This is a genomic window from Roseovarius sp. M141, assembly GCF_024355225.1.
Lineage (GTDB): Bacteria > Pseudomonadota > Alphaproteobacteria > Rhodobacterales > Rhodobacteraceae > Roseovarius.
In genome coordinates this window covers 2,069,975-2,089,422 of sequence record NZ_VCNH01000008.1, presented here as the reverse complement: position 1 = coordinate 2,089,422, position 19,448 = coordinate 2,069,975, and the positions used below count along the sequence as shown (strand labels likewise).

Sequence of the window (19,448 nt, the reverse complement as noted above, 5' to 3'; positions counted from 1 at the left end):
GATGGGGGCCGCGATCCCTGCGTCAGTCCCTTGGGCGCGATTTCCAGCCGCCCCGGCGGCGCGGCAATTCGGCTGACTGCAGGCCTTGTTGCAGCACCTCGGTCATGGGGTGATCGGGGTGATCGGCCTGATACCGTCCGAGGTAATGCACGATCGCGTCCTGAGTGTCCTGCCCGTCGGGCAGCGACAGCGCCCAGTCCAGAAAAATCGACCGACATTCATCGGCAGTGATGCCCTCAATGCGGAAAGCCTCGTAAATCAAAGCCTTGCGGTCCAGTGGGTCATCGCGTGATTTCATGGCGCGTTTTCCTGCCTTGTACCTAAATTTGCGTGGGTATCGGCCAATGCACTGGCCAGCGCACTATCGATAATTGCCGCTGCGGCCTGCGATGCCTTAGCCAGCGCCGAAACAAGTGAAAGAATATCCGGCCAACCCGTCTCGCGCAAGACGAAGGCGCGCGCACCGGCGCCCAGGTTATCCGCGTCCAGTGCCCCGTCGCCCAAAAGCCGCGCCGCCATCTGCACTTCGCGGCACAGCGCTGCGGCCTGCGACAGCGCGCGAGCCTCATCCGCGCTCCACCAGCCCAGCGATGTACCCGCGCGCAGCCCCGCCTGCGTGCCCTGTCGGCCGCAGCCTGCGACCAGCGTTGCGGCCTGCGCGATCAGCTGCACATCCTGAAGCCGCCCCGGCCCCAGCTTGGCGTCCAGTGGGCCGTCGGGCGCCTTGGCGGCGGCGATGCGTGCCCGCATCTCTGCCACCGTAGCGGCCAGCTGTGCGGGCGCATTCTCGCGCTCTGCGATGCCGACGATCAGCGCCACACGGAACGCTTCGATATCTGCGCCCAGGTCCGCCTCGCCTGCGACGCTGCGCGCGCGGGTCAGCGCCAGATGCTCCCACCCCCAGGCGCGGGTCTGCTGATAGTCGCGGAAGGCGGCCAGTGACGTCGCCACCGGCCCCTGATTGCCCGAGGGCCGCAAGCGCATGTCCACCTCGTATAGCCGCCCGCCCGCCATCTGCACCGTCAACGCCGAAATCATCGCCTGCGTCAGCCGCGCGTAATAGGCGCCGGAGGCCAGCGAACGACGGCCCTCGGACGCCTCGGCGCCATCCGCGTCATAGATCACGATCAGGTCCAGATCCGACGCCGCATTCAGCGCGCGCACGCCCAGCGATCCCATTCCCAGCAGGCAGGCGCCCCGCCCGGGCGGCGGGCCGTGCTTGGCCGAGAATTCGCGCACGACCTCGGGCCACAGGGCCGACAGCACCGCCTCGGCCAGATCGGCGTAATGGCGCGCCGAGGTGGCGGCATCCACCAGTCCGCGCAGATGATGCACCCCGATGCGGAAATGCCATTCACGGCGCCAGTGGCGGGCGGCGATCAGGCGCGCCTCATAGTCGTCCTCGCGCGTCAGACGCGCGGCAAGATCGGCGCGCAGGGCCGCCAGCCCCGGCCATTTGGCAAAGAAATCGCCGGCGATGACCGCATCCAGCACGGCGGCGTTGCGCGACAGGTAGCGCGCCAGCGCGGGCGCAGTGCCGGCAATATCGACCAGCAGATCCAACAGATGCGGATTGGCCTCGAACAGCGAAAAGACCTGTACGCCCGCAGGCAGCCCGGCAAGGAAGCCATCAAAGGCCAGCAGCGCCTCTTCGGGGTGAGACGTGCGCGACAGGCGCGCCAGAATATCGGGCCGCAACCGGCGGAATATCTGCCCCGCGCGATCCGAGCGCAGCGCCGGATAGGTGGGCCAGCGCGCAATCACCTTGGCGTCCAGCCACGTGCCCTGCTCGACCTCATCACCGCTTCCGGGCGCCTCTTCGGGCTTGAAAAACCGCTCGATCACCGCGTCGACGGCTGTGAGGCGCGACAGCAGCTCGTCTTTCAGATCCGCCGTTTTGCGTCCCATGAAGGCAGCCAGCCGGTCCATCCCCTCATCGGTTTCCGGCAGGTCGTGGGTCTGCTGATCGCGCAGCATTTGCAGCCGATGCTCGACCTCGCGATGAAACTTGTAATGCCCGGCCAGATCGCTAGCGACATCGCTTGGGATCCACTCCTTGTCGGCCAGCCCTTCCAGCCCCTCGATGGTGCCGCGCATGCGCAGACTGGGGTCGCGCCCCCCGACGATAAGCTGCCGGGTCTGGGTAAAGAACTCGATTTCGCGGATGCCCCCGCGCCCCAGCTTCATGTTGTGGCCCATCAGGTCCAGCGGGCCGCCCAGATCGGCGCCCAGCCCCTTGTGCGCGCGGATGCGCAGCCGCATGTTGTGCGCATCCTCGATCGCGGCGAAATCCAGATGGCGGCGCCAGACAAAAGGCGCAAGCGTGTCGAGGAATTTGTCGCCCGCCACAAGATCCCCGGCGCAGGGGCGCGCCTTGATATAGGCCGCGCGCTCCCATGTGCGCCCTAGGCTCTCATAGTAACGTTCGGCGGCGGCCATCGACATGCAGACCGGCGTCACACCGGGATCGGGGCGCAGGCGCAGGTCGGTACGGAATACATAGCCTTCGGCGGTATTTTCGCTGAGAATCGCGGCCATGCGGCGGGTGGCCCGCACAAAGGCAGCGCGCGCTTCGTGGTTGGCATCCGGTTCAAAGCGCGTTTCGTCATAGACGCAGATCAGGTCGATATCCGAGCTGTAATTCAGCTCTCCCGCGCCCATCTTGCCCATGGCCAGCACGACCATTCCGGCGGCATCCTCCAGATTGTCCTCAGTCATGCCCGGCAGCTTGCCACGCCGTATCTCGTGTGCGACGCAGTGGCGCAGCGTGACGGCACAGGCCAGATCTGCGAGATCGGTCAGGGTTTGCGTCACCACCTCCAGCGGCCAGACGCCTGCCAGATCGGCCAACCCCGCCAACAGGGCGATGCGCCGTTTGCCCTGCCGCAGTGCCCCCGAAGGATCGCCCTCGATACAGCCCAGATCGGTCATCAACGCCGCCAGCGCGTCCTCTGGCATGTCCAGCGCGCCGGGCAGCCATTCGGCCTCCGATTGCATAAGATGGCGCAAATAGGGGCTGCACCCCGCCGCGTTGCCGATCAGATCACGCAGATCGCCGGCGAATCCCGGGAAGCGCGCCTGCGCCTCCTCGGCGTGATCCGCCTGATAGGGGCGCGGCAGGCGGGTGATGCGGCTGACAAAATCCATATTCCCAGTGATACCGAGGGAGGTAGCCGGGTCAATGGCGCGCGTTGCACATTCGCGATGATGCCAGGGCCCGAGGGCGCGCCTGAGCGATGGACAAGCATTCCGGCGGCGCCATGTTAATTTCTTTTACATGACCCTTGCATTCGGCGCGGCGCATACCAATCTATCTTAATGTGAAGACGATTTACATAACGACCCCTGCCAAAACCCGCAAAGGATTATACATGAGCACCTATGCACATACTCCCATCGCTGCTGGCGGCCCGCTACGCTGGCTGGAGCGCGCCGCGCACTGGCTGGACGAGCGCGGCAAGCCCGCATGGATTGCCGTCACGGTGATCGGTTTCATCTTCTTCTGGCCCGTCGGCCTCGCTATTCTTGCCTATATCATATGGAGCAAACGTATGTTCGGAACCTGCACCAAGCGCCGCACGAGCGCCCCGTCAATGACCCGCAGCAGCGGCAACAGCGCCTTTGATGCCTACCGGGATGAAACGCTGCGACGCCTTCAGGATGAGCAAGCCAACTTCGAGAGTTTCCTCGACCGGTTGCGCCAGGCCAAGGACAAGGCCGAGTTCGACCAGTTCATGGATGACCGCGCCAAGGCCGCGAAGGACGAGCGCACACAGGACGATCGCGCATAGACCGCAGTCTGACAGCAGCCTTTCCGGCGGCCCGTCCCTCATGGGGCGCAGGTCGCCGGATGCCGCGCGGGACCACTTGATACTGCCTGCGGGCAGTATCCGTGATAAAGAGCAGCCCCGACCCTGCCACATACCGAAAGCCAGCCATGTCCTATTATTCCCAAGCAATCCCCCTGCCCGATCCGGACACCCATCCGGAATTCTACGCGTCCATCCCGTCCAAGCGGCTGGTGGCGTGGGTCATCGATTCGATCCTGATCATGGTCTTGTGCGTCCTCATATCCATCCTGACGGTGGGCATCGGGTTTTTCTTCTTCCCGGCGCTGTTCCTAATGATCGGCTTTGTCTACCGCACGGCGACATTGGCGCGCGGCTCGGCGACGTGGGGCATGGCCTTCATGGCGATGGACATGCGCAGACATGATGGCGCGCGTTTCGACTGGCTGACGGCCTTTCTGCACACGCTGGGCTATTCGGTATCGATGGCTTTTGTCCTACCGCAGGTCCTGTCGGTGCTGATGATGCTGATCGGCGCGCGGGCGCAGGGACTGACCGATCACGTTCTGGGCACGGTCGCGATCAACCGGCGCGTCTAACCCGCCGCCCGGATGCATTTGCGCGCCAAGGCATGTTGCAACTCAATCTCGAAACGATTTAGGTTTAAGACAGCACAGTTAAAAATGGCCCTTGATGCGACATACCACCACCATAGCCCCGCAGTTCTATGTGACCGCCCCCCAGCCCTGCCCCTATCTGGACGGTCGGATGGAACGCAAGCTGTTCACCGCGCTTCAGGGCGATGGCGCGCAGCGGCTGAATGACGGGCTGTCCAAGCAGGGCTTTCGCCGCTCGCAAAACGTGCTGTACCGCCCCTCCTGCGCCGATTGCGCCGCCTGCCTGTCGGCGCGCATCAACGTGGCGGAGTTTTCCCCGTCAAAAAGCCAGCGGCGCGTGATTCGACGCAATGCGGGGCTGACCCGGCGGGCAACTTCGCCTTGGGCGACCGAGGATCAATATGCCCTCTTTCGCCGTTATCTGGAAAGCCGCCACGCCTCGGGCGGGATGGCGGACATGGACGCGTTCGAGTTCGCCTCGATGGTCGAAGAAACGCCGATCCGCACGCGCGTCGTCGAATATATCGACGAAGACACCGGCACGCTGGTGGCAGTCTGCCTGACCGACATTCTCGATGACGGGGTCAGCATGGTCTACTCCTTCTTCGATCCAGACCACGACCGCAATTCCCTGGGCACCTACATCATCCTCGATCACATCGAGATCGCCCGCGAGGCCGAACTGCCCCACGTCTATCTGGGCTACTGGGTGCCCGGCAGCGAAAAAATGGGGTATAAGGCCGCGTTTTCCGGTATCGAGCTATATGTCGGTAGCCAGTGGGAGCCGATGCGCGACCCCAAGGCCTACGAGGTACACGTGCATCCGCTGTCCAACGATTCCATCTCGGAGCAGGTGGCCGACATCACCCTGCCAGACGGCACGCCCCTGCGCGCCAATCAGGGCTAGGCAGGGTTTTCGCCCACCCCTCATGCCGCCCGTGGGCAAGTTTGCGACGCTGCTGGCCTTTCCCTTTGCGATTAAATCCCTAATGTTCCAGCCAACGCCCTGCAAAACAGTTGGACACGTCTCATGAGCACCGATCCCCTCGTCGTCTTTACCCCGTCCGGCAAACGTGGCCGCTTTCCCGTTGGCACGCCGGTTCTGACAGCCGCGCGGCAATTGGGGGTCGATCTGGATTCCGTGTGCGGCGGGCGGGGCATCTGCTCGAAATGCCAGATCACGCCCAGTTATGGCGAATTCTCCAAGCATGGCGTGACCGTCGCCGCAGATGCGCTGTCTGAATGGAACTCGGTCGAGCAGCGCTATGAGGACAAGCGCGGACTGAAGGCCGGTCGCCGCCTTGGCTGTCAGGCCACCGTGCAGGGCGACGTCGTGATCGACGTGCCGCCCGAATCCCAGCTTCACCGTCAGATCGTGCGCAAGGCCGCGTCCACCCGCGCCATCGAAATGGACCCGGCCACGCGCCTTTACATGGTGCAGGTCGACGAACCTGACATGCACGAGCCCACCGGCGATCTGGAACGTCTGGCCCGCGCGCTGAAACAGCAATGGGACGTCCCCGCCATTCGCGCCGATCTGTCACTGCTGTCCAAGCTGCAACCGGTGCTGCGCAAGGGCAAATGGCAGGTGACTGTCGCAATGAACAAGGCGCATGACGACGACGTCGCCCGCGTGCTGGAAATATGGCCGGGTCTGCATGAAAGCGGCCTTTACGGGCTGGCCATCGACCTCGGCTCGACCACCGTCGCGGCGCACCTGACCGATCTGCACACCGGCGCCGTCATCGCATCCTCGGGCATCATGAATCCGCAGATCCGCTTTGGCGAGGATCTGATGAGCCGCGTCAGCTATTCCATGATGAACCCCGGCGGCGACGTCGAAATGACCCGCGCCGTGCGCGAGGCGATCAATACCCTGGCCGAGGAAATCGCCAAGGAGGCCGAGATTGCACCAAACCTGATCGTCGAGACGGTGATCGTCTGCAACCCGGTCATGCACCACCTGCTGCTGGGCATCGACCCGGTCGAGCTGGGTCAGGCGCCTTTTGCGCTGGCCACCTCGAAGAGCATTTCCATCGACGCGCGCGAGATGGACATCACCGCAATCAACGACCGCGCCCGCATCTATATCCTGCCCTGTATCGCAGGCCATGTCGGCGCCGACGCCGCAGCTGTGGCACTGTCCGAACAGCCGGGCAAATCGGATGATCTGGTGCTGATCATCGATGTGGGCACCAACGCCGAAATCCTCCTCGGTGACAAACAGGGCGTTCTGGCCTGCTCGTCCCCCACCGGGCCAGCGTTCGAGGGGGCGCAAATCTCATCCGGTCAGCGCGCCGCGCCCGGCGCCATTGATGCCATCCGCATCGATCCGGTGACCAAAGAGCCGCGCTTTCGCGTTATCGGCAGCGATCTCTGGTCGGACGATCCCGGCTTTGAGACGGCCGTCGGTGCCTCGGGCATCACCGGCATCTGCGGGTCGGGCATCATCGAGGCGGTGGCCGAACTGCGCATGGCAGGGCTGCTGGATGAAAACGGTCTGATGGGCTCGGCCGAGGCGACAGGCACCGCGCGCATGGTGCCAGAGGGGCGCACGCACAGCTATCTGGTACACGATTCCACCGCGGTGGGCGGCCCGCGCATCACCGTGACCCAAGGCGACATTCGCGCGATTCAGCTGGCTAAATCCGCGCTCTATGCCGGCGCGCGGCTACTGATGGACGCGCGCGGCGTCGACAAGGTGGACCGCATTGTGCTGGCCGGCGCGTTTGGCGCCCATATCTCGAACCTGCACGCGATGGTACTGGGCATGATCCCGGATGCGCATCTGAGCAAGGTGACGTCAGCCGGAAACGCGGCCGGCACCGGCGCGCGCATCGCGCTGTGCAACATCGGCGCCCGCGCCGAAATCGAGCGCATGGTGGGCGAAATCCACAAGGTCGAAACGGCAATCGAGCCGAAGTTCCAAGAGCATTTTGTCGCCGCCAACGCGATCCCACACAAGACCGAGCCGTTCCCGGAACTGGCCAAGATCACCACCCTGCCCAACCCCAACTTCAACGCAGGCTCGGGCGGTGACAGCGATGGGGGTCGGCGGCGCAGACGGCGCGGGTAAAACAGCGCATTTTTCTGGCCACTGTGCATGGACGCACGGCCCCGGCCCCGGTAAACGCCGTGGAGCCTTTGAATGCCCTGCGGCTTTTCCCCAGTTTGCGTTGCAACTTGCGTGCGTGCTTTAGCGAATTGGCAACGTCTGGTCGCATATACTGTGTAACGAATAACCTATGGATAATATTATATGAAACGCTGCCTCCCCCTCACCCTGCTTGCCGTGATGACCCTTACCGCCTGCGCTGGCCGTGATCCCAATCCGGTCACCGAAATTCAGGATGGCGATGCGCGCCTTTCGTGCACGGAACTGCGGCGCGAGATTGACGTCAATTCGCAAGCCGTGCGCGGCCTGATCGACGAAAAGCGTGACAAGCAGACGCAAAATGTCGTCGCGGGCGCAGCAGGCGCGATTCTATTCTTTCCCGCGCTCTTCTTTATGGATCTGAAAGGTGCCTCCGCCGAAGAGGCGCGTGCCTATCAGCGCCGAAATCAAGGCCTTGTAAGTCGCTATAACGCCCGCGGCTGCCGCCCGGCCATCGCGATCCAGGCCTATGAGCCAGCCAAGGCCGCAGCTGAGGCCAAGCGCGCCGAACAAAAGCCCCTGGCAGGCAAAGATCCCGCCAACTGAGACGCGCCGCCAGATCATGGGCGAGGGTATTCACCAATAGCCTCGCCCTGCGGCGACCTCAGTAATTCCCGGCGACGTATTTGGCGATGGCGCCGCCACGCGAATTCACGTCGAGCTTTTGATAGATCGCCTTGAGATAATATTTGACGGTGTTCTCCGACAGGCCCAGCCGGGCCGAGATCTGAAAATTCGTCAGCCCGTTTACCAGCAGGCCCAGTATCTCATGCTCGCGCCGCGACAGCGCGTGTGTCGTCTCCGATGTCAGGCGCCGCAGGATATCTGTCGGTACAATGGAATGTCCCTCGACCAACTTGCCCAGGATCTTGGGCAGGCTGATCAGGATCTGACCCATCATGCAAACCGAATTGGCACCCGATTTGATCGCTGCACGAATGAACGCGAATTCAGTATCGTCAGCCACCACAACGACCAGCGCCGCAGGGAAATCGCGCCGCAGCATATCCAACGCGCTCGCCACATCGCAATCGGCCAACCGCACGCCCAAAATTACGATCACGCGCCCCGTCTCGGCGGCCAGCAGGCGCCGGAGCCCTTCCAGATCGGTGGCAAACTCGCCCAGTTCGGTGCCCGGTATCTGACCAACAAGCGATCCGATGCCTTGGCAAACGATCAACTGGCGGTCCGCAACGATGATACGGGATATGTGTAGGTCAGGTTTGCTCATACGCCGATAGCTGCACATACTGGCACGCTTGTCACGAATAATAATGAGATCATGCGCAGAACCTGCTGAATTAGCAGGGTTTTCCGGTGTGCATCGGTATGCAACTGCCACGCTTACCCCACCGGGTAGCGCCGCACTACCCGTTCGGTGCCCCTCGGCGACAGCTGGCGGCCAAGCCCATACTCTCGGGGATTTCGCGCCCGGTACTCAGCTCTCATAAATAGGGGCAACCAACAGGAGAGATATCATGCGCGGCAATTCCCATCTATTCATCCCCGGCCCCACAAACGTCCCCGAAGAGGTGCGCCGCGCCATGAATATCCCAATGGAGGATATGCGCGCGCCCGATTTCGCTGATTTTGTGACCGGCCTGCTGACCGATCTGAAAAAAGTGTACCGGCTGGAAAAAGGCCGCGTCTTCATCTTTCCATCCTCGGGCACCGGAGCGTGGGAATCGGCCATCACCAACACGCTGAGCGAGGGCGACACCGTCCTGATGTCGCGCTTTGGCCAGTTCTCGCTGCTTTGGGTCGACATGGCCGAGCGGCTGGGCCTGAAGGTCGACCTGTGTGATGTCGAATGGGGCAAGGGCGTGCCCGTCGAAGAATACGCCAAGCGGCTCAAGGCGGACACGGATCACAAGATCAAGGCCGTCTTTGCCACTCAGAACGAAACGGCGACGGGCGTGTCATCGGATGTCGCCGGCGTGCGCAAGGCGCTGGACGATGCCGGGCATCCTGCCCTGTTGTTCGTCGACGGTGTCAGCTCGATCGGATCGATCGAATTCGAGATGGAAAAATGGGGCGTCGATCTGGCTGTGTCCGGCTCGCAAAAGGGCTTCATGCTGCCCGCCGGCCTTGGCTTTCTGGCCGCAAGCGACAAGGCGCTGGCCGCTAACGCGTCGAACACGAACAAAATGAACCGCTGCTATTTCAGCTGGGAAGACATGATCAAGCTGAACGACACCGGCTACTTCCCCTATACGCCCGCCACGCAGCTGCTGCGCGGTCTGCGCACATCGCTGGACATGATGCTGGACGCGGGGCTGGAAGCGATCTGGACGCGTCACACATTCCACGCCGAGGGCGTGCGCCGCGCTGTCGCCGCTTGGGATGGTTGCGAATTGGTGGCGCGCGGCCCCGAATGGGCCTCGGACACGGTGTCGGCCATCTACACCCCCGAGGGCGTGGATGCGCGCGATGTCATCGCGCATGCCTATTCCAAATACCAGACGTCGCTGGGCACCGGCCTGAACAAGCTGGCAGGCAAGGCGTTCCGCATCGGTCATCTGGGATCGCTCAACCCGGTCATGCTGCTGGGCGCGATTTCAGCCGCTGAAATGGCGCTGGTCGATTCGGGTGCCAAGATCGAGCTGGGCTCGGGCGTGGCTGCTGCGCAAGCACATTACCGCAGCGTCGGGGGCTGAGCCGGTGCGCGCCCTAGTCACCCGCGCCTGGCCCAAGGGAACGCAGGACCGCCTCGCACAAGTGTGCGAGGCGACGTTCCGCGATCCCGACACGGCGATGACCGAAACCGAATGGATGGAGGCCGCGACCCGCTATGACGTCATCCTTCCGACGGTGTCTGACAGTATCCCGGCCGGATTCTACGACGCGGCCAAGGGCAAGGTCCGCCTGCTGGCCAACTACGGTGTCGGCTACAACCATATCGACGTCGCCGCCGCCGAGGCGGCGGGCATCACCGTGACCAACACCCCCGGCGTGCTGACCGATTGCACCGCTGATCTGGCGATGGGCTTGCTTCTGGCCGCGGCCCGCCGTCTGGGCGAGGGCGAGCGCGAGCTGCGCGCAGGCCGCTGGGACGGCTGGCGCCCCACGCATCTGATCGGGCACAAGGTGGCGGGCGCCACGCTGGGCATCATTGGCTTTGGCCGAATCGGACAGGCGATGGCGCAGCGGGCGCATCATGGTTTCGGCATGAAGGTGGTGTTCCAGAACCGCAGCCGCGTCGCACCCGAGCTTGCCGCGCAATACGGCGCCACGCAGCTGGCCAGCGTCGCCGAGGTCGCCGAGGTCAGCGATTTCCTGTCGCTGCATTGCCCCGGCGGCGCCGATACGCGGCATCTGATCAGTACGGATATCTTTGCCGCGATGAAGCCCGGCGCGATCCTGATCAATACTGCCCGCGGTGACGTGGTCGATGAGGACGCGCTATTTGCGGCGCTGAACACCGGGCATCTGGGCGGTGCCGGCCTTGATGTCTATCAGGGTGAGCCAAAGCTCGATCCGCGCTTTCTGAAGCATGAGAATCTCGTGCTGGCCCCTCACTTGGGCAGCGCGACAGGCGGTACACGCGCAGCGATGGGGCACCGCGCCATCGACAATCTGGAGGCCTTCCTGAAAGGCGATACGCCGCCCGATAAAATCGTCTGACACCCGTTTAACCACGACTTCAACATGCCCCGGCACCAGCCGGGGCATGTTGCGTTTCACCTCCCCCGCATCTGGAAGATGACCGACCGCCACGTGGGGCGCTTCAACTCCCGCGCATTCCGCACTCCACCGCATACGAACGCGCGGACACCGGGTAGTGCGCCCTACCCGTTCGCGGCCCTTTCCCAACCCCGGCCCTGCATTGCTACCCATGCGAAAGTGTCTGGCGTGGACGCAATCCGGCACCTTTCAAGGGACGACGTATTCCAAGGGAGGAAACACCATGAGCTATACTTTGCACCCGCTGAAAAAACAGCGTCTACAGCGGTCCGAACTGGCTGTGCCAGGTTCGAACACCGAGATGTTCGAAAAGGCCGCCAACAGCGATGTCGATTACATCTTCCTCGATCTTGAGGACGCCGTCTCGCCCTCCGACAAAGAGCAGGCGCGCAAGAACATCATCCAGGCGCTGAACGACATCGACTGGAAAGGCAAGACCATGTCGATCCGTATCAACGGACTCGACACGCATTACATGTACCGCGACGTCGTCGATATCGTCGAGCAAGCCGGCCAGCATATCCACACGATTCTGGTGCCCAAGGTCGGCGTTCCCGGCGATCTCTACTGCGTCGAGACGATGCTCAGCCAGATCGAAGTGGCCAAGGGCTTCAAGCACCAGATCGGCCTTGAAGCACTGATCGAAACCGCCCTTGGCATGGCCAACGTCGAGGCGATTGCCGCTGCGCCCGGCCGTCTTGAGGCGATGCATTTTGGCGTTGGCGACTACGCGGCCTTCACCCGCGCCCGCACCGTGGTCATCGGTGGCCTGAACCCCGATTATCCGGGCGATCAGTGGCATTACGCCATCTCCCGCATGAACGGCGCCTGCCGGGCCTACGGCCTGCGCGCCATCGACGGACCGTTCGGTGATTTCAGTGATCCCGACGCCTATGTCGCATCGGCAAAACGTGCCGCTGCTCTGGGTATCGAAGGCAAATGGGCCATCCACCCCAGCCAGATCAAACTGGCAAACGAAATGTTCTCGCCCCCCGAGGAGGAAGTGACCCGCGCGCGCCGCATCATCGAAGCGCTTCGCGAGGCGGAAAAGCAAGGTAAGGGCGCTGCAAACCTCGACGGTCGGCTGATCGATGCCGCCTCCGAGCGTATGGCGCAGAACGTGCTGGCGGTGGCCGATGCCATCGCAGCCAAGGGCTGAGGGAAACAAAATGGATATTCACGAATATCAGGCCAAGGAGCTGCTGAAGAAATTCGGCGTCAACGTGCCGCGCGGCGGCATCGCCTACAGCCCCGAACAGGCGGTTTACCGCGCGCAGGAACTGTCCGGCGAAAAATGCGTCGTCAAGGCCCAGATCCATTCCGGCGCCCGCGGCAAGGCCGGCGGCGTGCGGATTTGCAGCACGGATGACGAAATCGCCGATGCCGCCGCCTGGATGCTGGGCCGCAAGCTGGTCACGCACCAGACCGGTCCGCAGGGCAAGCTGGTCGGCCGCCTCTATATCGAGGAAGCCACCGACATCGCGCAGGAAATCTACCTGGGCTTTGTCATGGACCGCACCGAGGAGCGCGTCGTCGTCGTCGCCTCCGCCCAGGGCGGGATGGAGATCGAAGACATCTCCGAGGACGAGCCGGACAGCATCATCCGCTCGGTCGTCGATCCGGCTGTGGGTATGCAGGCCTTCCAGGCGCGCGAAATCGCATTTCAGCTGGGCCTTGATGCCGCGCTGATCCCGCAGGCGGTCAAGCAGATCACCGGCTGCTACAAGGCGATGGACGAACTGGACGCCTCCATGCTGGAAATCAACCCGCTGGTCGTCACCGGATCGGGCGAGATCGTGGCGCTCGATGCCAAGCTCAGCTTTGACGACAACGCGCTGTTCCGCCACCCGGACATTTCCGAGCTGCGCGACAAAAGCCAAGAGGATTCGCGCGAAACCTATGCCGAGGATCGCGGCCTCAGCTATATCGGCCTTGAGGGCGAAATCGGCTGCATCGTCAACGGTGCGGGTCTGGCGATGGCGACGCTGGACATGATCAAGATGTCGGGCGGCGAGCCTGCCAACTTCCTCGACGTCGGCGGCGGGGCCAGTCCCGAGCGCGTGCTGATGTCGTTCAAGGCGGTTCTGAACGATCCCAATGTCGAGGCGATCCTGGTCAACATCTTTGCCGGCATCAACCGCTGCGACTGGATCGCCGAGGGCGTCGTGCGCGCGGTGCAGGAGCTGAAGCTGACCATGCCTCTGGTCGTCCGCCTGTCGGGCACCAACGTGGAAGAGGGCCGCAAGCTGCTGAACGAAAGCGGGCTGAACATCACCACCGCCGAAACGCTGGCAGAGGCGGCGGAAAAGGTCGTCGCGGCCTGGAAAAAGGCATCAACCAAGAATGCGGAGGCAATCTGATGGCCATCCTGATCGACAAGAACTCCAAGGTGCTGGTCACCGGCCTGACGGGCCGTATCGGCAGCTTTCATGCGCAGGAAATGCGTGATTACGGCACCAATGTCGTCGGCGGCGTGACCCCCGGCAAAGGCGGGACCACGCATAACGGTCTGCCAGTATTCAACACCGTCAAGGGCGCGGTCGCCGAAACCGGCGCCGATTTGGTCATCGCCTTCGTGCCGCCCCCCTTTGCGGCGGATAGCATCATGGAAGCGGCCGATGCGGGCATCAGCACCTGCGTTTGCATCGCCGATGGCATCCCCACGCAGGACATGATCCGCGTCAAACGCTACATGCGCCGCTACAAGGAAGAAAAGCGCATGCGTCTGATCGGGCCGAACTGCGCCGGGATCATCACGCCGGGTCAGGCCTTTGCCGGTCTGATGCCGCCCGCGATCTACCTGCCGGGCCGTGTCGGCATCGTGGGCCGGTCGGGCACGCTGGGCTATGAGGCTGCCAGCCAGATGAAGTCGCGCGGGATCGGTGTGTCCAGCTCTATCGGCATCGGCGGCGATCCGATCAACGGCTCGTCCTTCCGTGATATTCTGGAGCTGTTCGAGAATGATCCCGAAACTGATGCAGTCGTCATGGTCGGTGAAATCGGCGGCCCGCAAGAGGCCGAGGCCGCGGAATACATCCGCGATCACATGAAAAAGCCTGTCGCGGCCTATATCGCGGGCCTCTCGGCCCCCAAGGGTCGACGCATGGGGCATGCGGGCGCAATCGTGTCAGCCTTCGGCGAGTCGGCGCAGGAAAAGGTCGAGATCCTGTCAGGCGCAGGCGTCACCATCGTTCCCACCCCGTCAACCTTTGGCGAAACCGTCGAAAAAATGCTTTCCTGACAACATCTTGGGCGGAACCTGTGCCGGGTTCCGCCCGAAATTCCAAGACATATTGCCTTTGCCTTAATTTTGTCCCAATTGCTCCTCATTCACGCCCCGGTTTGCCGTCACCATGTAATGGATCACCGGCTGCCAGCTGGACCGATACCCGGCGCGTGACCCCTTTTGAAGGAGCACACCGATGCCCACCTCAACACCCACGCCCAAGAAGGCGCAATCGACCAAAGCGACCCTCTCTGCGACTCAGCAGACCAAACCCAGTGCGCCGCGCAAGGCAAAAGCCAAACCGCAAACCAACCCGCGCCAGATCTTCAACGATTTCGCCAGCATTTAATCACGCTTGAACGCACAGCACTGGTCGCCAGACAGCGCCGCCAGTGCTGAACTAAAGCGTTTCGCGAAAAACCTGACTCACAGCTTTTCGCGAAACGCAGTGCAACATGTTGGCGTTGCGCGCGTTTCGCCTCCGGTGAGTGCCTCAAGTTCAAGGCGAAACGCTTTAATGACAAAGTCCCCTCCCGATCCCGTCTCATCCATCCGCAATCTCGGCCCCGCCGTCGAGGCATCCTGCACGCGGGCCGGCATTCATTCGGCGGACGCGCTGCGCGATCTGGGCGCGGATGTCGCCTATGCGCGCATGATCGCCAGCGGCACTGCACCCCATTTCATCGGATATTATGTGCTGGTCATGGCCCTTCAGGGGCGGCCCTGGAACGATTGCCGCGGCGCCGAAAAAACAGCCCTACGCGCGCGATTCGACGCGATCAAGGCTGCGAACACGCCAAAGGGCCGCACCCCTCTGGATGCGGCCCTTGCCGAAATCGGTGTGATCAAGCGGCCCGGCGGGCCGCCAGACGGGAATTAACCAACCAGTTCAAGACCTGCGAAGAAATACGCGATCTCTTCTTTGGCCGTTTCGGGCGCGTCCGAGCCGTGGACCGAGTTTTCGCCGACGCTTTCGGCAAAATCGGCGCGCACTGTGCCGGGGGCCGCATCCTTGGGGTTGGTCGCGCCCATCACTTCGCGGTTCTTGGCGATGGCGCCCTCACCTTCCAGCACCTGCACGACAACCGGGCCGGAGGCCATGAACTCGCACAGCTCGCCGTAGAACGGACGCTCGGCGTGGACTTCGTAGAACTTGCCGGCCTGCGCCGGGGTCAGGTGGATGCGCTTTTGCGCGACGATGCGCAGGCCCGCATCCTCGAACTTGGCGTTGATCTTGCCGGTCAGGTTGCGCTTGGTTGCGTCGGGTTTGATGATGCTCAGCGTGCGTTCGGTTGCCATGTCAGCCTCTGATTAAGTGAATGTTGATATGGCGGCTGCGGTATCATGGCCGCCCGAAGGGATAAAGACCTATTCGGGGTGCGACACCATGGCATGTCATGCGGGCTTTTTATTCTGAGTTATTTCGTCAGATTAACCTGACGAAACGACTCAACTTAATCAAGGACGCTATCGCGATGTTTCTGAAAACCATCTGTGCCATTGGCGCGCTGATCCTTGCCGTATCCCCCTCCTGGGCCGGTACGGCAGCCCCGCTGACCTACGAGCAGTTCGAAGCGGCCGTGCCGCATCTGGATCTGGACAGTTGCCCTGACGCCCTGGCGCAGAAAAATGTGTTCTGCCGGGCAACCCTGCGGCATGACGACATCCACGTCTTTGCCTTCAGTAATGACGGCGAAAACCTGTTTGTCGGGTTCAAATCCTACACGGCGGACGGATTGGCGGCCCTGCTTCAATAAGACCGGCAGTTGACAAGGGCGGAGCGCCGGGGCATCGCTCCGCCCATGCTACGCATTGATGACATATCCTATTCCGTCGCGGGTCGCCCGCTGATCGAAAACGCTTCGGCAAGTATTCCGGATGGCCACAAGGTGGGCATCGTGGGCCGCAATGGCACGGGCAAGACCACGCTGTTCCGCCTGATCCGGGGCGAACTGGCGCTGGAGGGTGGCGCCATTACCCTGCCTCAGCGCGCCCGCATCGGCGGCGTGTCCCAAGAGGTGCCCGGCAACGAGGTGTCGCTGATCGACACGGTGCTGGCCGCAGACACCGAGCGCGCCGATCTGCTGGCCGAGGCCGAGACGGCGACCGACCCAACCCGCATCGCCGAGGTGCAGACGCGCCTGTCGGACATCGACGCCTGGGGCGCCGAGGCGCGCGCCGCCTCGATCCTCAAGGGCCTTGGCTTTGACGATGACGCGCAGCGGCAGCCATGCTCGGCCTTCTCGGGCGGCTGGCGGATGCGTGTGGCGCTGGCCGCCGTGCTGTTCGCGCAGCCCGATCTGCTGCTGCTGGACGAGCCGACAAACTATCTGGACCTCGAAGGCGCGCTGTGGCTGGAGACATATCTGGCCCGCTACCCGCATACCGTGCTGATCGTCAGCCATGATCGTGGGTTGCTGAACCGCGCCGTCACGTCGATCCTGCACCTCGAAGACAAGAAACTGACACTGTATAATGGCGCCTACGATACCTTCGCCGAAACGCGCGCTGCGCGTCTGGCAGCGCTCGAATCCGAGGCCAAGAAGCAGGACGCCCGCCGCGCCCACCTGCAAAGCTTTGTCGACCGCTTCCGCGCCAAGGCATCAAAGGCCGTTCAGGCGCAATCGCGGCTGAAAATGATTGCCAAGATGAAGCCGATCACGACCCCGCAAGAGGCCGCGCTGAAACGCTTTACCTTCCCCTCGCCCGAGGAACTGTCGCCGCCGATTATCCATATGGAGGGCGGGTCGGTCGGCTATGACGGCAAGGCGATCCTGCAACGTCTGGACCTGCGCATCGATCAGGATGATCGGATCGCGCTTCTGGGCAAGAACGGCGAAGGTAAATCGACCCTTTCCAAGCTGTTGGCAGGCAAACTTGATCCGATGGGCGGCAAGTTGACCACCTCGTCCAAGCTACGCGTCGGCTTCTTCGCCCAGCATCAGGTCGAAGAGCTTCATGTCGACGAAACGCCCATCGACCACATCCGCCGTCTGCGTCCCGGCGAGACGCCCTCGCGCCTGCGCGCGCGCCTTGGCGGTTTTGGCATCGGGTCCGAGCAGGCCGAAACGCTGGTGGGCAAGCTGTCGGGCGGGCAAAAGGCGCGACTGTCGCTGATGCTGGCTACCATCGACGCGCCCCATATGCTGATCCTGGACGAGCCGACCAACCATCTCGACATCGAATCGCGCGAGGCGCTGGTCGAGGCGCTGACTGCTTATACCGGCGCCGTGATCCTCGTCAGCCACGATATGCACCTGCTCAGCCTCGTGGCGGATCGTCTTTGGCTGGTCAAAGACGGTCGTGTCGCGACCTATGAGGGCGATCTGGAAAGCTACCGCACCATGCTTCTGACGGGCGACAAGCCCGCACCCAAGGCCAAGGAGCAAAAGCCGAAACGCCCGTCGCGCGATGCGATCACGGCCATCAAGCAGGACGTGAGGAAATGCGAAGAACGCGTTGAAAAGCTGAATACAATGGCGGACAAGCTGGCCAAGAAACTAGCCGACCCCGCCATGTATGACGACGACAACAAGGACGAGGCGACCGTCTGGCAAAAGAAGTATTCCGAAGTGATGGACGCGCAGGCCCGCGCCGAAACGCTGTGGATGCGCGCCTTGGAAAAGCTGGAGCGCGCCGAGGCCTAGGCCCGCAACGATTGACACAGCACGCCCCGGCGCGCCAAGGATAGACATGGACAGCAGCGCCCTCATCACCACGTTCGTCACGCTTTTGATCGTGCTTGACCCGTTTGCATTGGCGCCGCTGTTTCTGGCGCTGACGCGTGGGATGAGCGCGGCAATGCGCCGCTCGGTTGCCATTCGGTCCTGCCTGATGGGTACGGCGCTTCTGGTCGTGTTCGGTGCCTTCGGCGAGGCGGTGCTGGGCTTTATCGGCATCTCGATGCCTGCCTTCCGTATCGCCGGCGGCATCCTTTTATTCCTGACCGCGCTGGACATGCTGTTCGAGCGGCGCACCAAGCGCCGCGAGGATCAGGTAGAACACGACGATCACGAGGATCCCTCGATCTTTCCCTTGGGCATTCCGCTGATTGCCGGACCGGGCGCCATCGCCACGGTGATTCTGCTGACCGGCGAAAACGAAGGGCTGACCGGCCTTGCATGGGTGCTGGGCACGATGCTGTTCGTGATGTGCCTTGTCTTCGTGTCATTCCTCAGCGCCGGTCTATTGGAGCGCGCTTTGGGCAAGACCGGCATCAGCGTCGTCACCCGCGTTCTGGGCATGCTGCTGGCGGCCTTGGCGGTGCAGTTCGTGCTGGACGGTCTGCGCGGCTTTGGTCTGGCGGGCTGATCCGGGCTGCATATTCCCGCACGGCATGATCTGGCACTGCGCGGCGCGCGCCCCTATCTAGGTCGGGCAAAGGGAGACCACGTGACCGATTTCGATTCAGCAAACCTTGTCTACCTTATCGTGCTGGGCTGCGCGGTGATGATGTGGTTCTTTGCCGCCAACCGCCACTCGATGGGCAAGAACCTGCAGCAAGCGGCGGTCTGGGGCCTGATTTTCATCGGGGTCATCGCCGCGATCGGCCTTTGGGATGATATCCGCAACACCGTTGCGCCCACGCAATCGGTCAGCCGGGATGGCACACGGATCGAATTACCCCGCGCGCCCGACAGTCACTACTACCTTGATGCACAGGTGAACGGCGCGCCAGTGCGCTTTGTCGTGGACACCGGCGCCAGCGACATCGTTCTCAGCCGCGCCGACGCAATCCGCGTGGGGCTGCATCCGGACGGGCTGGCCTTTACCGGGCAGGCCAACACTGCAAACGGTATGGTGCGCACGGCGCCAGTGAGGCTGGACAGTTTCGTTGTCGGCGGCGTCACCGACCAAGACCTGCGCGCCGTGGTGAACGATGGCGATCTGGAGGAATCTCTGCTGGGCATGCGCTATCTGCAACGCTTCTCAAACATGCAGATATCCAATGGCACGCTGGTGCTGGAGCGGTAGGGCGC

The 19,448-nt window shown here is 63.0% G+C and carries 20 protein-coding genes; 16 read left to right on the top strand and 4 right to left on the bottom strand.

Annotation, left to right across the window (positions count from 1 at the left end):
* Positions 1-22: 22 nt before the first annotated feature.
* A complete protein-coding gene (locus FGD77_RS14200) occupies positions 23-298 on the bottom strand; it encodes a hypothetical protein (protein WP_255010766.1) in 276 nt (91 codons plus the stop codon).
* Positions 295-3,147, bottom strand: coding sequence for a glutamine-synthetase adenylyltransferase (locus FGD77_RS14195; protein ID WP_255010764.1), 2,853 nt, complete (start codon positions 3,145-3,147; stop codon positions 295-297). Before FGD77_RS14195 ends, FGD77_RS14200 begins: the two co-directional genes overlap by 4 nt.
* 224 nt (positions 3,148-3,371) lie before the next feature.
* Between FGD77_RS14195 and FGD77_RS14190 the strand changes: the two genes are divergently transcribed.
* The 5 genes from FGD77_RS14190 (at position 3,372) to FGD77_RS14170 (ending at position 8,105) form a co-directional block, all read left to right on the top strand.
* Entirely contained in the window at positions 3,372-3,791 is a 420-nt protein-coding gene (locus FGD77_RS14190) for a DUF2852 domain-containing protein (RefSeq protein WP_255010762.1), read from the top strand.
* A 146-nt stretch (positions 3,792-3,937) separates the two neighbouring features.
* Positions 3,938-4,387, top strand: coding sequence for an RDD family protein (locus FGD77_RS14185; protein WP_255010760.1), 450 nt, complete (start codon positions 3,938-3,940; stop codon positions 4,385-4,387).
* Positions 4,388-4,481: 94 nt separating this feature from the next.
* Complete coding sequence (locus FGD77_RS14180) at positions 4,482-5,312, top strand: arginyltransferase (RefSeq protein ID WP_255010758.1); 831 nt, start codon at positions 4,482-4,484, stop codon at positions 5,310-5,312.
* 123 nt (positions 5,313-5,435) lie between these two features.
* Positions 5,436-7,481 carry an ASKHA domain-containing protein gene (locus FGD77_RS14175; protein WP_255010756.1) on the top strand — a complete coding sequence of 682 codons (2,046 nt, stop codon included), beginning with the start codon at positions 5,436-5,438 and terminating at the stop codon, positions 7,479-7,481.
* Between the two features lie 183 nt (positions 7,482-7,664).
* Positions 7,665-8,105 carry a hypothetical protein gene (locus FGD77_RS14170; RefSeq protein WP_255010754.1) on the top strand — a complete coding sequence of 147 codons (441 nt, stop codon included), beginning with the start codon at positions 7,665-7,667 and terminating at the stop codon, positions 8,103-8,105.
* A 58-nt stretch (positions 8,106-8,163) separates the two neighbouring features.
* On the opposite strand, the gene FGD77_RS14165 is transcribed toward FGD77_RS14170, so the two are convergent.
* Positions 8,164-8,790: a LuxR family transcriptional regulator gene (locus FGD77_RS14165; RefSeq protein WP_255010752.1), complete on the bottom strand. Its 627-nt coding sequence runs from the start codon at positions 8,788-8,790 to the stop codon at positions 8,164-8,166.
* Positions 8,791-9,037: 247 nt separating this feature from the next.
* Here FGD77_RS14165 and FGD77_RS14160 point away from each other — a divergent pair, with 247 nt between their 5' ends.
* From FGD77_RS14160 to FGD77_RS14130, 7 genes are all read left to right on the top strand, one after another.
* Entirely contained in the window at positions 9,038-10,216 is a 1,179-nt protein-coding gene (locus FGD77_RS14160) for an alanine--glyoxylate aminotransferase family protein (RefSeq protein ID WP_255010750.1), read from the top strand.
* Between the two features lie 4 nt (positions 10,217-10,220).
* Complete coding sequence (locus FGD77_RS14155; RefSeq protein ID WP_255010748.1) at positions 10,221-11,183, top strand: D-glycerate dehydrogenase; 963 nt, start codon at positions 10,221-10,223, stop codon at positions 11,181-11,183.
* Between the two features lie 283 nt (positions 11,184-11,466).
* Positions 11,467-12,402 (top strand): CoA ester lyase, encoded by a 936-nt coding sequence (locus tag FGD77_RS14150; RefSeq protein WP_255010746.1) that lies wholly within the window; start codon positions 11,467-11,469, stop codon positions 12,400-12,402.
* A 10-nt stretch (positions 12,403-12,412) separates the two neighbouring features.
* The gene (locus FGD77_RS14145; protein WP_255010744.1) at positions 12,413-13,603 is read left to right on the top strand and encodes a malate--CoA ligase subunit beta; all 1,191 of its coding nucleotides are present in this window, start codon (positions 12,413-12,415) and stop codon (positions 13,601-13,603) included.
* Positions 13,603-14,484, top strand: coding sequence for a succinate--CoA ligase subunit alpha (gene sucD, locus FGD77_RS14140; protein ID WP_255010742.1), 882 nt, complete (start codon positions 13,603-13,605; stop codon positions 14,482-14,484). Before FGD77_RS14145 ends, sucD begins: the two co-directional genes overlap by 1 nt.
* Positions 14,485-14,665: 181 nt before the next feature.
* On the top strand, positions 14,666-14,818 hold the full coding sequence (locus FGD77_RS14135; RefSeq protein WP_255010740.1) for a hypothetical protein: 153 nt from the start codon (positions 14,666-14,668) through the stop codon (positions 14,816-14,818).
* A 168-nt stretch (positions 14,819-14,986) separates the two neighbouring features.
* Positions 14,987-15,349 carry a TfoX/Sxy family protein gene (locus FGD77_RS14130; RefSeq protein WP_255010739.1) on the top strand — a complete coding sequence of 121 codons (363 nt, stop codon included), beginning with the start codon at positions 14,987-14,989 and terminating at the stop codon, positions 15,347-15,349.
* On the opposite strand, the gene ndk is transcribed toward FGD77_RS14130, so the two are convergent.
* Complete coding sequence (gene ndk / locus FGD77_RS14125) at positions 15,346-15,768, bottom strand: nucleoside-diphosphate kinase (protein ID WP_255010738.1); 423 nt, start codon at positions 15,766-15,768, stop codon at positions 15,346-15,348. The two genes, FGD77_RS14130 and ndk, sit on opposite strands and share 4 nt — an antisense overlap.
* 176 nt (positions 15,769-15,944) lie before the next feature.
* Here ndk and FGD77_RS14120 point away from each other — a divergent pair, with 176 nt between their 5' ends.
* The 4 genes from FGD77_RS14120 to FGD77_RS14105 all read left to right on the top strand — a co-directional run bounded on the left by FGD77_RS14120 (position 15,945) and on the right by FGD77_RS14105 (position 19,443).
* Positions 15,945-16,226 (top strand): hypothetical protein, encoded by a 282-nt coding sequence (locus FGD77_RS14120; RefSeq protein WP_255010737.1) that lies wholly within the window; start codon positions 15,945-15,947, stop codon positions 16,224-16,226.
* 45 nt (positions 16,227-16,271) lie between these two features.
* Positions 16,272-18,116 carry an ABC-F family ATP-binding cassette domain-containing protein gene (locus FGD77_RS14115; protein WP_255010736.1) on the top strand — a complete coding sequence of 615 codons (1,845 nt, stop codon included), beginning with the start codon at positions 16,272-16,274 and terminating at the stop codon, positions 18,114-18,116.
* Between the two features lie 46 nt (positions 18,117-18,162).
* Positions 18,163-18,780 carry a MarC family protein gene (locus FGD77_RS14110; RefSeq protein WP_255010735.1) on the top strand — a complete coding sequence of 206 codons (618 nt, stop codon included), beginning with the start codon at positions 18,163-18,165 and terminating at the stop codon, positions 18,778-18,780.
* Between the two features lie 81 nt (positions 18,781-18,861).
* On the top strand, positions 18,862-19,443 hold the full coding sequence (locus FGD77_RS14105) for a TIGR02281 family clan AA aspartic protease (RefSeq protein ID WP_255010734.1): 582 nt from the start codon (positions 18,862-18,864) through the stop codon (positions 19,441-19,443).
* Positions 19,444-19,448 lie beyond the last annotated feature (5 nt).

What these genes read in the sequence shown, in the direction of transcription:
- FGD77_RS14145 (WP_255010744.1), top strand. Translation starts at nt 12,413, where the DNA reads ATGGATATTCACGAATATCAGGCCAAGGAGCTGCTGAAGAAATTCGGC.
- FGD77_RS14150 (WP_255010746.1), top strand. Translation starts at nt 11,467, where the DNA reads ATGAGCTATACTTTGCACCCGCTGAAAAAACAGCGTCTACAGCGGTCC.
- FGD77_RS14165 (WP_255010752.1), bottom strand. Translation starts at nt 8,790, where the DNA reads ATGAGCAAACCTGACCTACACATATCCCGTATCATCGTTGCGGACCGC.
- FGD77_RS14160 (WP_255010750.1), top strand. Translation starts at nt 9,038, where the DNA reads ATGCGCGGCAATTCCCATCTATTCATCCCCGGCCCCACAAACGTCCCC.
- FGD77_RS14190 (WP_255010762.1), top strand. Translation starts at nt 3,372, where the DNA reads ATGAGCACCTATGCACATACTCCCATCGCTGCTGGCGGCCCGCTACGC.
- FGD77_RS14115 (WP_255010736.1), top strand. Translation starts at nt 16,272, where the DNA reads ATGCTACGCATTGATGACATATCCTATTCCGTCGCGGGTCGCCCGCTG.
- sucD (WP_255010742.1), top strand. Translation starts at nt 13,603, where the DNA reads ATGGCCATCCTGATCGACAAGAACTCCAAGGTGCTGGTCACCGGCCTG.
- FGD77_RS14195 (WP_255010764.1), bottom strand. Translation starts at nt 3,147, where the DNA reads ATGGATTTTGTCAGCCGCATCACCCGCCTGCCGCGCCCCTATCAGGCG.
- FGD77_RS14120 (WP_255010737.1), top strand. Translation starts at nt 15,945, where the DNA reads ATGTTTCTGAAAACCATCTGTGCCATTGGCGCGCTGATCCTTGCCGTA.
- FGD77_RS14170 (WP_255010754.1), top strand. Translation starts at nt 7,665, where the DNA reads ATGAAACGCTGCCTCCCCCTCACCCTGCTTGCCGTGATGACCCTTACC.
- FGD77_RS14175 (WP_255010756.1), top strand. Translation starts at nt 5,436, where the DNA reads ATGAGCACCGATCCCCTCGTCGTCTTTACCCCGTCCGGCAAACGTGGC.
- FGD77_RS14130 (WP_255010739.1), top strand. Translation starts at nt 14,987, where the DNA reads ATGACAAAGTCCCCTCCCGATCCCGTCTCATCCATCCGCAATCTCGGC.
- FGD77_RS14110 (WP_255010735.1), top strand. Translation starts at nt 18,163, where the DNA reads ATGGACAGCAGCGCCCTCATCACCACGTTCGTCACGCTTTTGATCGTG.
- ndk (WP_255010738.1), bottom strand. Translation starts at nt 15,768, where the DNA reads ATGGCAACCGAACGCACGCTGAGCATCATCAAACCCGACGCAACCAAG.
- FGD77_RS14135 (WP_255010740.1), top strand. Translation starts at nt 14,666, where the DNA reads ATGCCCACCTCAACACCCACGCCCAAGAAGGCGCAATCGACCAAAGCG.
- FGD77_RS14180 (WP_255010758.1), top strand. Translation starts at nt 4,482, where the DNA reads ATGCGACATACCACCACCATAGCCCCGCAGTTCTATGTGACCGCCCCC.
- FGD77_RS14200 (WP_255010766.1), bottom strand. Translation starts at nt 298, where the DNA reads ATGAAATCACGCGATGACCCACTGGACCGCAAGGCTTTGATTTACGAG.
- FGD77_RS14185 (WP_255010760.1), top strand. Translation starts at nt 3,938, where the DNA reads ATGTCCTATTATTCCCAAGCAATCCCCCTGCCCGATCCGGACACCCAT.